Raw genomic sequence first — 11,974 nt, 5'->3', positions numbered from 1 at the left:
GTGTGGGAGCTGTTGTGGCTGGGGAGCACGCTCTCTGGCCACAGGTTGATCCGCTTTTAACGCCTATAAAAATATCGATGTTCGTGGAGCCTCGCTGATGAAATCCTATGAAGTCAATTTTGACGGTCTAGTGGGGCCGACCCATAACTACGGTGGTCTTTCCTACGGCAACGTCGCCTCCCAGAGCAACAGCCAGCAGTCTTCCAACCCCAAGGAAGCTGCGCTGCAAGGCCTGGCGAAAATGAAAGCGCTGATGGAAATGGGCTTTCAGCAAGGCGTGCTGGCCCCGCAGGAGCGGCCGGATGTAGCGGCCCTGCGCAGCCTGGGTTTTGCCGGCAGCGACGCGCAAGTGATTCAGCAGGCCGCCAAGCAGGCCATGCCGCTGCTGGTTGCCAGTTGCTCGGCGTCGAGCATGTGGGTGGCCAACGCCGCCACCGTCAGCCCGAGCGCCGACACTGCCGATGGCCGCGTGCATTTCACCGCCGCCAACCTCAACTGCAAATACCACCGCAGCATCGAGCACCCGACCACCAGCCGCGTGCTGGGGGCAATGTTCGCCGACCAGAAGCACTTCGCACACCACTCGGCGTTGCCGGCAGTGGCGCAGTTTGGCGACGAAGGCGCGGCCAACCACACGCGCTTCTGCCGTGAGTACGGCCAGGCCGGGGTCGAGTTTTTTGTGTTCGGGCGCAGCGCCTTCGACACCCGCTACCCGGCACCGCAGAAGTACCCGGCACGCCAGACTCTGGAAGCCTCGCAAGCCGTGGCTCGTCTGCACGGCCTGAGCGACGATGGCGTGGTCTACGCCCAGCAGAATCCGTCGGTGATCGACCAGGGTGTGTTCCACAACGACGTGATCGCGGTCGGTAACGGCGAGCTGCTGTTCCACCACGAAGATGCCTTCCTCGACACTGACACCATGCTCGCCGAGCTGCAGGGCAAGCTGGCCAAGTTCGGCGGCAACTTCCAGTCGATCTGCGTGCCGCGCTCCCAGGTCACGGTGGAGGACGCGGTGCGCTCCTACCTGTTCAACAGCCAGCTGCTGTCCCGTGCCGATGGCACGATGCTGCTGATCGTGCCCGAGGAATGCCGCGCCAACGAACGCGTCTGGCAGTACCTGCAAGGCCTGACATCTTCGGCCGGGATGATTCGTGAAGTGAAGGTCTTCGACCTCAAGCAAAGCATGCAGAACGGCGGCGGCCCGGCGTGCCTGCGACTGCGGGTCGCGCTCAACGAAACTGAGCTGGCGGCGGTCAATCCAGGGGTTATCATGACCGCGCCGTTGTACGACACCTTGACCCAATGGGTCGGCAAGCACTACCGCGACCGCCTGGCAGAAAGCGATCTGGCGGATCCGCAATTGCTGCTTGAGTGCCGGACGGCACTGGATGAACTGACGCAAATCCTTAAACTGGGCGCGGTTTATCCATTCCAGATCAATTGAAAGCCCGCGCCCGTCTCTGTTGAGTCGGGCGCGCCGCTTTATCTCCAGATGAGAGCGTAATAAATGAGCGATACCCTGCAGCTGATCCTTGAAGACACCGACGGCACTCAACTGGAAACCTCCTGCACCCGTGTTGCGGTGATGTGGCAAGGCAAAGAGTTGTGGATCCAGCAGGACGGCCGTGGCCAATTGCTGATCGGCGTGGACGTTGAAGAAGGTGATGCCGAATACGCCAACCTGCTGCTGCGCCCGCTGGCGACCAACCTGGTCAGCCTGCAACTGGAAATGGAACCGGCCGACGCCGGTGACGAAGACGATCACGTGCACGGCCCGGATTGCGGCCACGCTCACTAAGGAACTCGTTCTATGCTCGCCCTCGGCAAACTGCTTGAACTGACCCTCGCCGGTCGCGAACCGGCGGAGAAGACTCAACTGACTGTCGAAGGCGTGCGGATGCGCTGGTTGAGCGAGGGCGCGCTGGAAGTGCGGCCGCCCGAAGCTCGCGACAATGGCATGGACCTGCTGCTGTCGGCCGGCATCCACGGTAACGAGACCGCGCCGATCGAGTTGCTCGATCGGTTGCTGCATGACATCGCCCGGGGTGACCTCAAGCCTCGCGCACGTATTCTGTTCCTGTTCGGCAACCCCGAGGCCATGCGCCGCGGCGAGCGTTATATCGAGCAGGACGTCAATCGGCTGTTCAACGGCCGTCATGAACAAAGCAGCGGCAACGAAGCCCTGCGTGCCTGCGAACTGGAGCGGCTGGCGGCGAGCTTTTTCAGCCTGCCCGAGCGCAGTCGCCTGCACTACGACCTGCACACCGCGATTCGCGGCTCGAAAATCGAGCAGTTCGCCCTCTATCCGTGGAAGGAAGGCCGCCAGCACTCGCGCGCCGAACTGGCCCGCTTGCGTGCCGCTGGCATGCAAGCGGTGCTGCTGCAGAACAAGCCGTCGATCGTGTTCAGCTCCTACACCTACGACAAGCTGGGTGCCGAGTCCTTCACCCTGGAGCTGGGCAAGGCCCGGCCTTTCGGCCAGAACCAGGGCGTCAACGTCGAGCGCCTGGAAACCCGCCTCAAGCAGATCATTGAAGGCCGCGAGCCGCCGTTGGCCGAGCAGAGCCTGGACGGTTTGCAGCTGTTCAGCGTGGCCCGGGAAATCATCAAGCACAGCGACGCTTTCCACCTGCACCTGCCGGCGGACATCGAGAATTTTTCGGAACTGGAAGTGGGTTATCTGCTGGCCGAGGACATCGCCCAGACCCGTTGGGTGGTCGAAGAACCCGGTGCCCGGATCATCTTCCCCAACCCTAAGGTCAAGAACGGCTTGCGCGCCGGGATTCTGATCGTTCCCACTACAGACGCCGAGCTGGCCTGACCCTGTAGCTACTGCAGGCTCGGGGCGCGTTCGGGGTCTGCTTGCGTCATCTCGGTTTCAACGACGGCCAGCGCAGCCTGCCACAGGCTGCGCTGTCCTTAACTGACACCGTGGGGTGTCAGGACTATCTCTCTGCGGTGTTTCAGACCGCTACTGCACGTTGCTCATGACGGCGCAGGGCGCGGGTCTTGTGCAGGGTATCGGCGCAAGTCTTCGCCGCTTCCTGGCCTTTGTGCACGAAGTGGTCGAAGAAGAACTTCTGGTGCTCTTCGCCGGCATGGAAGTGGTGCGGGGTCAGCACCACGGAGAATACCGGCACTTCGGTTTCCAGCTGCACTTGCATCAGGCCGCTGATCACCGACTGGGCGACGAACTCGTGACGGTAGATCCCGCCATCCACCACCAGGCCTGCGGCGACGATCCCGGCATAACGCCCGGATTTGGCCAGCAGCTTGGCGTGCAGGGGGATTTCGAAGGCGCCGCCGACTTCAAAGAAGTCGATGTCGCTTTCCTGGTAACCCTGGGCCAGCATTTCGGCGACGAAACCCTTACGGCTCTGATCGACGATTTCCTTGTGCCAGCAGGCCTGGATAAACGCGACGCGCTCGTTCGAGTGGCTTTTGCTTTTGCTATCGATTGCGGTGGGTTGCATGTTCTGACTCCTGTTTGTGTGAAAAACAGGGCGTTATGAATCGAATGGGATTTAAGGGTACGTGCCAGGCAGACCTGTGATTACTCACACGGCTGCTCCGGTTTGGCCCTTTGGCGCCAATCCCGTTCTCTCTTCATCCGGACTATGACCGTCGGCCCCGGGATCACACCGGGTCTGCTGACCTTGCCGCCACTCACCGTAAAAGCCGTGAGTGTCGCCAAGCGCTCGCGGGCTATGCGCATTGCGCGCAATTACCGCCGGTGGGGAGTTACACCCCGCCCTGAGAACGTTTGCCGCCGGATTATTCGGCGGCGGTGAGTTTTTAACACATATTTTTTGCTGCTGCATCGCTGCTTTTGGATGATAGGCATCGATTTTTTGCAGGGTTAGGCGGGTTTTTCGGCTGCGGCCCTTGATTAATCGTGGTGTCGACCGTAGAAAAACAGCTCGCCGCAGACTTTACTGCCGGCATCGACTTACCCGTCCTATTGATGAGGCCCGCCCCATGAGTGTTATCGATCTTCGCAGCGACACGGTCACCCAGCCCAGCGCAGGCATGCTCGAGGCGATGGCCGGTGCCAGGACCGGGGATGATGTGTACGGCGAGGATCCGACGGTCAACCAGCTTGAGGCCGATCTGGCGCAGCGCCTGGGTTTTGCCGCCGCGCTGTTCGTACCCAGCGGCACCATGAGCAACCTGCTGGGGCTGATGGCCCATTGCGAGCGTGGCGACGAATACATCGTCGGCCAGCAGGCCCACACCTACAAATATGAAGGGGGCGGTGCGGCGGTGCTCGGCTCGATCCAGCCACAGCCCCTGGAATTCCAGGACGACGGCTCGCTGGACCTGGCCCAGGTGGCAGCCGCGATCAAGCCCGACGACTTCCACTTTGCCCGCAGCCGCCTGCTGGCCCTGGAAAACACCATGCAGGGCAAGGTGCTACCCCTGGCCTATCTGGCCCAGGCGCGGGCTTTCACTCGTGAACACGGCCTGGCCCTGCACCTGGACGGCGCCCGCGTGTACAACGCGGCGGTCAAACTGGGGGTCGATGCACGGGAGATCACTCGGCACTTCGACTCGGTGTCGGTGTGCCTGTCCAAAGGTCTGGGCGCACCGGTGGGTTCGGTGCTGTGCGGCTCGGAGCAACTGATTGCCAAGGCGCGCCGCCTGCGCAAGATGGTCGGAGGCGGCATGCGCCAGGCGGGGATTCTCGCGGCGGCCGGCCTCTATGCCCTGGAGCACCAGGTGCAGCGCCTGGCCGACGACCATGCCAACGCCCGCCTGCTGGCCGACGGCCTGCGCGAGGCCGGCTATAGCGTCGAGCCGGTGCAGACCAACATGGTGTACGCCCAGGTCGGTGACCGTGCCGAAGCCCTCAAGGCCTTTGCCGGCGAGCGCGGGATCAGGCTGGGCGCGGCGTCACGCTTGCGCATGGTCACGCATCTGGACGTCAGCCGGGCGCAAATCGAGCAAGTCGTCGATGCTTTTGCCGAGTTTTCCCGCAACTGACAGTGTTAGCCGTCCAATTGACTGTTTGTATCGTACAAACACGCTGTACCTGCTGATTAACGCCGATATAATGCGGCCCTTTGCCGTCGCTTCGTCTGTTGACGTTTCGCACAGGCCTTTGGCCGCAGCCTCCGTGGAAGAACCTAATGAAAAGCGCAGAAATCCGTGAAGCCTTCCTTCGCTTCTTCGAAGAGCAAGGCCACACCCGTGTAGCCTCCAGCTCTTTGATTCCGGGCAACGACCCAACCCTGCTGTTCACCAACGCGGGGATGAACCAGTTCAAGGACTGCTTTCTGGGCCAGGAAAAACGAGCCTACACTCGCGCCACCAGCAGCCAGAAGTGCGTGCGTGCCGGTGGCAAGAACAGCGACCTGGAAAACGTCGGTTATACCGCTCGTCACCACACTTTCTTCGAAATGCTGGGTAACTTCAGCTTCGGTGACTATTTCAAGCACGACGCGATTACTTATGCCTGGACCTTTCTGACCGGTGTCCTGAAGCTGCCGAAGGAAAAACTCTGGGTCACGGTCTACGCCTCGGACGACGAAGCGTATGACATCTGGACCCAGCAAATCGGTGTGCCAGCCGAGCGCATGATTCGCATCGGCGACAACAAAGGCGCGCCTTACGCGTCCGATAACTTCTGGACCATGGGCGATACCGGCCCGTGTGGCCCATGCACCGAGATTTTCTACGATCACGGCGACCACATCTGGGGCGGCCCACCCGGCTCGCCGGAAGAAGACGGCGACCGTTACATCGAGATCTGGAACAACGTGTTCATGCAGTTCAACCGCACCGCCGATGGCGTGTTGCATCCGTTGCCAGCCCCTTCGGTCGACACCGGCATGGGCCTGGAGCGGATCAGTGCGGTGATGCAGCACGTCAATTCCAACTATGACATCGACCTGTTCAAGAACCTGCTGAGCGCATCGGCCGAGGCCATCGGCTGCGAAAATGGCGATCAGTCGTCGCTGAAAGTCGTGTCCGACCACATCCGTTCGTGCGGCTTCCTGATTGCCGACGGCGTGCTGCCGTCCAACGAAGGTCGCGGCTACGTGCTGCGCCGGATCATTCGTCGCGCCTGCCGTCACGGCAACAAGCTGGGTGCAACCGGCAGCTTCTTCTACAAGATTGTCGCGGCACTGGTTGCCGAGATGGGCGAAGCCTTCCCTGAATTGAAGAAGCAGCAGAGCAACATCGAGCGCGTACTCAAGGCCGAGGAAGAGCAGTTCTCCAAGACCCTGGAGCACGGCCTGAAGATTCTCGAGCAGGATCTGCTGGAACTCAAAGGCACCGTGGTGCCGGGCGACGTGGTGTTCAAGCTGTATGACACCTACGGTTTCCCGATGGACCTGACCGCCGACATCGCCCGTGAGCGCAGCCTGACGGTTGACGAAGAGGGCTTTGAGCGCGAGATGGAAGCCCAGCGCGTACGTGCGCGTTCGGCCAGCTCGTTCGGCCTGGACTACAACACCCTGGTCAAGGTTGACGTGGCCACTGCGTTCACCGGCTACACCGCCACCAGCGGCGCGGCCAAGGTGGTTGCTCTCTATAAAGACGGCCAATCGGTCGACGTCCTGAGCGAAGGAGAAGAGGCGGTGGTGGTCCTGGACCAGACCCCGTTCTACGCCGAGTCGGGCGGCCAGGTCGGCGACTGCGGTTACCTGCAGGCTGGTGCGGCGCGTTTCGACGTGCGCGATACCACCAAGACCGGCGGTGCCTTCCTGCATCACGGCGTGCTGGCGTCGGGCAGCCTGACGGTCGGTGCTCCGGTGCAGGCCCAGGTCGATGCCCAGGTGCGTCACGCCACGGCCCTGAATCACTCCGCGACACACTTGCTGCATGCTGCGCTGCGCCAGGTGCTGGGCGAGCACGTGCAACAGAAAGGCTCGTTGGTCGATAGCCAGCGTCTGCGTTTCGACTTCAGCCACTTCGAGGCGATCAAGCCCGAGCAGCTCAAGGCACTGGAAGACATCGTCAACACCGAGATTCGCAAGAACTCCGCGGTGGAAACCGAAGAAACCGACATCGAAACCGCCAAGAAAAAAGGCGCCATGGCCCTGTTTGGCGAGAAGTACGGCGATAACGTGCGCGTGCTGAGCATGGGCGGCGATTTCTCCGTCGAATTGTGCGGCGGTATTCACGCCAATCGCACCGGCGACATCGGCCTGCTCAAGATCATCAGCGAAGGCGGCGTGGCCTCTGGCGTGCGCCGTATCGAAGCGGTCACCGGCGCTGCGGCGCTGGCGTACCTGAACGCTGCGGAAGAACAACTCAAGGAAGCGGCCAACCTGGTCAAGGGCAGCCGCGACAATCTGATCGACAAGCTGTCGGCCGTGCTGGAGCGCAATCGCCTGCTGGAGAAACAACTCGAGCAGCTGCAAGCCAAGGCTGCCAGCGCCGCTGGCGACGATCTGTCGGCCAGCGCTGTGGACGTCAAAGGTGTGAAAGTACTGGCGGCGCGCCTCGACGGCCAGGACGGCAAGGCGCTGTTGGCGCTGGTCGATCAATTGAAAAACAAACTCGGTCGCGCAGTGATCCTGCTCGGCAGTGTCCATGAGGAAAAGGTCGTTCTGGTTGCGGGCGTAACCAAGGACCTGACTGGCCAACTCAAAGCCGGTGATTTAATGAAACAGGCCGCTGCGGCAGTGGGCGGGAAGGGCGGTGGTCGTCCGGACATGGCGCAAGGCGGTGGCGTTGACGCCGCAGCTCTGGATGGCGCGCTGGCCCTGACCGTACCCTTTGTCGAACAGGGTATTTAAGGCTCCGAGCCGGGCCCGCCGTCTAGTGGCGGGCCTTTTGCGCTTTGCAGTTTGATTGATTAATAGGCGCCCCTTTACGGGCTGAGGCGGCTTAGAAATGGCTTTGATCGTACAGAAATTTGGAGGCACCTCGGTCGGCTCTGTCGAAAGAATCGAGCAGGTCGCCGACAAGGTTAAGAAATTCCGCGAAGCCGGCGATGACCTGGTAGTTGTGCTGTCTGCGATGAGCGGCGAAACCAACCGCCTGATCGATCTGGCCAAGCAAATCAGTGGCGATGGCCAGCCGGTTCCACGTGAGCTGGATGTGATCGTTTCCACGGGTGAGCAGGTGACAATCGCCTTGCTGGCCATGGCGCTGATCAAGCGCGGCGTGCCGGCGGTCTCGTACACCGGTAACCAGGTACGGATCCTGACCGACAGCGCGCACAATAAAGCGCGCATCCTGCAGATTGACGACCAGAAGATTCGCGGCGACCTGAAGGCCGGCCGTGTGGTTGTGGTGGCAGGCTTCCAGGGCGTTGACGAGCACGGCAACATCACCACCCTGGGACGTGGCGGTTCCGACACTACCGGCGTGGCACTGGCAGCGGCCTTGAAGGCCGATGAATGCCAGATCTACACCGATGTCGATGGCGTCTACACCACCGATCCACGGGTAGTGCCGGTGGCGCAGCGACTGGACAAGATTACCTTTGAAGAGATGCTGGAAATGGCCAGCCTCGGTTCCAAGGTGTTGCAGATCCGTGCGGTTGAATTCGCCGGCAAGTACAACGTTCCGCTGCGCGTACTGCACAGCTTCAAGGAGGGTCCGGGCACCCTCATTACTATTGATGAAGAGGAATCCATGGAACAGCCGATCATTTCCGGCATCGCTTTCAATCGCGATGAAGCCAAGCTGACCATCCGTGGCGTGCCAGACACCCCCGGTGTGGCCTTCAAGATTCTCGGCCCGATCAGCGGCGCGAACATTGAAGTCGACATGATCGTGCAGAACGTTGCGCACGATAACACCACCGACTTCACCTTCACCGTGCACCGCAACGACTACCTGGCGGCGCAGACCGTGCTGGAAAACACCGCTCGCGAGATCGGTGCCCGCGAAGTGGTCGGCGACACCAAGATTGCCAAGGTGTCGATCGTCGGCGTCGGTATGCGCTCTCACGCAGGCGTGGCGAGCCGGATGTTCGAATCGCTGGCTAAAGAAAGCATCAACATCCAGATGATCTCGACTTCGGAAATCAAGGTGTCCGTAGTGATCGAAGAGAAGTACCTGGAACTGGCTGTGCGCGCTCTGCACACGGCTTTCGAACTGGACGCACCGGCCCGCCAGGGCGAGTGATGCGTTGCCCAAGGGGCGCGGCCTTGCCGCGCCCCTTGTCTTTTTTGGCCGGCGTGAGTGAAAACTGTTCTTTTGCTGGCGCTGGTCAATACTTAGGCGTGTAGGAATGCAGCCGTCCTGGTTGTAGGCCAACACCCTTTTTTTTGCAGACTGTTGTCCCTGAAATGAAATGCGTGAGGAGAAAGGTATGCTGATTCTGACTCGTCGGTGCGCAGAAAGCCTGATTATTGGTGATGGCGAAATCACTGTGACCGTGCTCGGCGTCAAAGGAAATCAAGTGCGTATTGGTGTCAACGCCCCGAAAGAGGTGGCTGTGCATCGTGAGGAAATTTACCTGCGGATCAAGAAAGAGAAGGACGAAGAACCAAGCCATTAATTTTTATCGTTTTTTATGTTTGCAAACGGGGATAAAGCTGGTTAATATACGCCCCGTGTTGCGGAGAGCTGGCCGAGTGGCCGAAGGCGCTCCCCTGCTAAGGGAGTACACCTCAAAAGGGTGTCGGGGGTTCGAATCCCCCGTTCTCCGCCATTATTTGCTTAGTACGTTGCAATCTGGATTTTTCGGTAAGTTGTTGAAATTACTAGAAAAAATCGCTTTACATAGAGATTGAACGGCCTATAATGCGCGGCAACAAATGCACTCGTAGCTCAGCTGGATAGAGTACTCGGCTACGAACCGAGCGGTCACAGGTTCGAATCCTGTCGAGTGCACCATTTAAGAGTTGTTTGCAGTGATGCAAGTAACTTGGCTCCAACCAGTTGTGATCTGGTCTAAAAACACAATCTGCACTCGTAGCTCAGCTGGATAGAGTACTCGGCTACGAACCGAGCGGTCACAGGTTCGAATCCTGTCGAGTGCACCAAACACCAAAAAGCCCGCATCTTGATGCGGGCTTTTTGCTTTCTGCGATTTATCTTTTTTCTTTCTTTCTCTTCTTCGGGCCTGACTTGAACGCTGCGGGTGTTCTGGCGTCTGAGTTGGCGTGTGGCCTGTATTTCTGCTCCTTGTTTGCTGCTGTCGGCGACTTTTTTCGCCGGTGGTGTGTTTTCTTTTTTCGGGCAGTCGTCGCAGCTTCATAGATTCGGGCAGCGCTTAGCTTTGTCTCGCAAGCGCTTGTTCTGACCATGATTTTTAACGTTTAAAGCCGCCAGGCGGTGTATGATTGCGCCCGTCAGCCCCGCCGGGGCTTGTGGAATACCTCCATGGACTTACCCAGTAGTAACTCAGTACCTCGCTTTTCCAATCATGAATTGACTGATTGATCCTTCCGGCGTGCCCCGCTGCTGGGAGTGGAGTTCGCCTATGACCGAAGTTGAAGTAAAGAAAACACAAGACAGCTTGCAGGACCGCCTCGCTCAAGTTGTTGAGCTGTTGCACCGCCAGCGAGTCGTCGAAGACCTGACCCATCGCCAGGAAGGTCATCACCAGGATCGGGTTGAAAACCTGGTTCACCGGCAGAACCTCGTCGAGTTGCAACGCAAGCTCGATGATCTGCACTCCGCCGACGTTGCCTACATCCTTGAAGCCTTGCCGCTGGAAGAGCGTCTGACCGTCTGGCAATTGGTCAAGGCCGAACGCGACGGCGACATTCTTCTCGAAGTATCCGACTCCGTACGTGAAACCCTGATCGCCGACATGGACGATCATGAGCTCCTGGCTGCTGCCAAGGAGATGGACGCCGACGAACTTGCTGACCTGGCCCCCGAGCTGCCGCGAGACGTCGTCCACGAGCTGATGGAAGCCCTCGATGGCCAGCAGCGTGAGCGTGTTCGCTCCGCGCTGTCCTATGACGAGGAGCAGGTCGGCGCGCTGATGGACTTCGAGATGGTGACGATCCGCGAAGACGTCAGCCTGGAAGTGGTCTTGCGTTACCTGCGTCGTCTCAAGGAGTTGCCGGGGCACACCGATAAATTGTTCGTGGTCGATAACGGCGGGGTGCTCAAGGGCGTGCTGCCGATCAAACGGCTGCTGGTCAATGATCCGGACAAACAGGTTGCTGAAGTGATGGCCAGCGATCCGGTGAGCTTTCACCCGGATGAGGACGCCTATGACGCGGCCCAGGCCTTTGAGCGTTACGACTTGATTTCGGCCCCGGTGGTCGACAAGAACGGCAAGCTGATCGGCCGTTTGACCATCGATGAAATGGTCGACTTGATTCGTGAGGAGAGCGAGACCGAAGTCCTGAACATGGCCGGTCTGCGGGAAGAGGAAGATATCTTCGCCTCGGTGTGGAAATCCCTGCGCAACCGTTGGGCGTGGCTGGCGGTCAACCTGATCACAGCCTTTGTCGCATCGCGGGTGATCGGGCTGTTTGAGGGGTCGATCGAAAAGCTGGTGGCGTTAGCGGCTCTGATGCCGATCGTGGCCGGGATCGGTGGTAACTCGGGCAACCAGACCATCACCATGATCGTGCGCGCCATGGCGCTCGACCAGGTCAGTACCGGTAATACCGCACGTTTGATGCGCAAGGAACTGGCCGTCGGCCTGATCAACGGTCTGGTCTGGGGCGGCGTTATCGGGGTTGTGGCATACCTGCTTTACGGCAGTTGGTCGCTGGGGGTGGTGATGACTGCCGCGATGACCCTTAACCTGTTGCTCGCTGCGCTGATGGGGGTACTGATCCCCATGACTCTGGCGCGCCTGGGTCGCGACCCGGCGATGGGTGCGAGCGTCATGATCACCGCGATGACCGACAGTGGTGGTTTCTTTATCTTCCTCGGGCTGGCAACCATCTTCCTGCTCTGAGTCCTGCGCACCTCCCGGTTCTGGCCGGGCGGTGCGTTTTCGTTGCGCCTCCCTCTTTCTTCTATCTCTCCGGCCGAGCGCTTCGTGGCGTCGGCAGCCAAATTTTGTGCAAAAAAAAGCCAGCGCGAGGCTGGCCTAGTA

At 60.0% G+C, this 11,974-nt stretch carries 9 protein-coding genes, 3 tRNA genes and 1 riboswitch; of the genes, 11 read left to right on the top strand and 1 reads right to left on the bottom strand.

What is annotated here, in order from left to right; all coding sequences use genetic code 11:
• Positions 1-97: 97 nt before the first annotated feature.
• From astB to astE, 3 genes are all read left to right on the top strand, one after another.
• On the top strand, positions 98-1,444 hold the full coding sequence (gene astB / locus MF4836_RS14530; RefSeq protein ID WP_078470853.1) for an N-succinylarginine dihydrolase: 1,347 nt from the start codon (positions 98-100) through the stop codon (positions 1,442-1,444).
• 63 nt (positions 1,445-1,507) lie between these two features.
• On the top strand, positions 1,508-1,798 hold the full coding sequence (locus MF4836_RS14525) for a hypothetical protein (protein WP_020295677.1): 291 nt from the start codon (positions 1,508-1,510) through the stop codon (positions 1,796-1,798).
• Between the two features lie 12 nt (positions 1,799-1,810).
• Complete coding sequence (gene astE, locus MF4836_RS14520) at positions 1,811-2,821, top strand: succinylglutamate desuccinylase (protein ID WP_078470852.1); 1,011 nt, start codon at positions 1,811-1,813, stop codon at positions 2,819-2,821.
• Between the two features lie 142 nt (positions 2,822-2,963).
• Here the strand turns inward: astE and MF4836_RS14515 are convergent, their stop codons facing one another.
• Positions 2,964-3,473 (bottom strand): 6,7-dimethyl-8-ribityllumazine synthase, encoded by a 510-nt coding sequence (locus tag MF4836_RS14515; protein ID WP_078470851.1) that lies wholly within the window; start codon positions 3,471-3,473, stop codon positions 2,964-2,966.
• A gap of 120 nt (positions 3,474-3,593) precedes the next feature.
• A riboswitch (FMN riboswitch) is annotated at positions 3,594-3,765 on the bottom strand.
• A gap of 213 nt (positions 3,766-3,978) precedes the next feature.
• Here MF4836_RS14515 and ltaE point away from each other — a divergent pair.
• The 8 genes from ltaE (at position 3,979) to mgtE (ending at position 11,833) form a co-directional block, all read left to right on the top strand.
• Entirely contained in the window at positions 3,979-4,983 is a 1,005-nt protein-coding gene (gene ltaE / locus MF4836_RS14510; protein ID WP_078470850.1) for a low-specificity L-threonine aldolase, read from the top strand.
• Positions 4,984-5,129: 146 nt separating this feature from the next.
• The gene (gene alaS / locus MF4836_RS14505) at positions 5,130-7,748 is read left to right on the top strand and encodes an alanine--tRNA ligase (RefSeq protein ID WP_078470849.1); all 2,619 of its coding nucleotides are present in this window, start codon (positions 5,130-5,132) and stop codon (positions 7,746-7,748) included.
• Between the two features lie 97 nt (positions 7,749-7,845).
• Positions 7,846-9,087 (top strand): aspartate kinase, encoded by a 1,242-nt coding sequence (locus tag MF4836_RS14500; protein WP_020295672.1) that lies wholly within the window; start codon positions 7,846-7,848, stop codon positions 9,085-9,087.
• A gap of 187 nt (positions 9,088-9,274) precedes the next feature.
• On the top strand, positions 9,275-9,463 hold the full coding sequence (gene csrA / locus MF4836_RS14495) for a carbon storage regulator CsrA (RefSeq protein ID WP_002554426.1): 189 nt from the start codon (positions 9,275-9,277) through the stop codon (positions 9,461-9,463).
• Positions 9,464-9,525: 62 nt separating this feature from the next.
• Positions 9,526-9,616: transfer RNA gene (locus MF4836_RS14490), tRNA-Ser, on the top strand.
• A gap of 108 nt (positions 9,617-9,724) precedes the next feature.
• Positions 9,725-9,801, top strand: a tRNA-Arg gene (locus tag MF4836_RS14485).
• A gap of 72 nt (positions 9,802-9,873) precedes the next feature.
• Positions 9,874-9,950 (top strand) — tRNA-Arg (locus MF4836_RS14480).
• Positions 9,951-10,390: 440 nt separating this feature from the next.
• Positions 10,391-11,833 carry a magnesium transporter gene (gene mgtE, locus MF4836_RS14475; protein ID WP_078470848.1) on the top strand — a complete coding sequence of 481 codons (1,443 nt, stop codon included), beginning with the start codon at positions 10,391-10,393 and terminating at the stop codon, positions 11,831-11,833.
• Positions 11,834-11,974 lie beyond the last annotated feature (141 nt).

Origin of the sequence: Pseudomonas sp. MF4836, assembly GCF_002018875.1 — a bacterium.
GTDB lineage: Bacteria > Pseudomonadota > Gammaproteobacteria > Pseudomonadales > Pseudomonadaceae > Aquipseudomonas.
Note: the sequence above shows the minus strand (reverse complement) of the source record. Positions and strands in the feature narration are given on the sequence as shown.

Excerpts from the sequence above, each read along its gene's own strand:
- astB (WP_078470853.1), top strand. The coding sequence starts at position 98 with ATGAAATCCTATGAAGTCAATTTTGACGGTCTAGTGGGGCCGACCCAT.
- MF4836_RS14525 (WP_020295677.1), top strand. The coding sequence starts at position 1,508 with ATGAGCGATACCCTGCAGCTGATCCTTGAAGACACCGACGGCACTCAA.
- astE (WP_078470852.1), top strand. The coding sequence starts at position 1,811 with ATGCTCGCCCTCGGCAAACTGCTTGAACTGACCCTCGCCGGTCGCGAA.
- MF4836_RS14515 (WP_078470851.1), bottom strand. The coding sequence starts at position 3,473 with ATGCAACCCACCGCAATCGATAGCAAAAGCAAAAGCCACTCGAACGAG.
- ltaE (WP_078470850.1), top strand. The coding sequence starts at position 3,979 with ATGAGTGTTATCGATCTTCGCAGCGACACGGTCACCCAGCCCAGCGCA.
- alaS (WP_078470849.1), top strand. The coding sequence starts at position 5,130 with ATGAAAAGCGCAGAAATCCGTGAAGCCTTCCTTCGCTTCTTCGAAGAG.
- MF4836_RS14500 (WP_020295672.1), top strand. The coding sequence starts at position 7,846 with ATGGCTTTGATCGTACAGAAATTTGGAGGCACCTCGGTCGGCTCTGTC.
- csrA (WP_002554426.1), top strand. The coding sequence starts at position 9,275 with ATGCTGATTCTGACTCGTCGGTGCGCAGAAAGCCTGATTATTGGTGAT.
- mgtE (WP_078470848.1), top strand. The coding sequence starts at position 10,391 with ATGACCGAAGTTGAAGTAAAGAAAACACAAGACAGCTTGCAGGACCGC.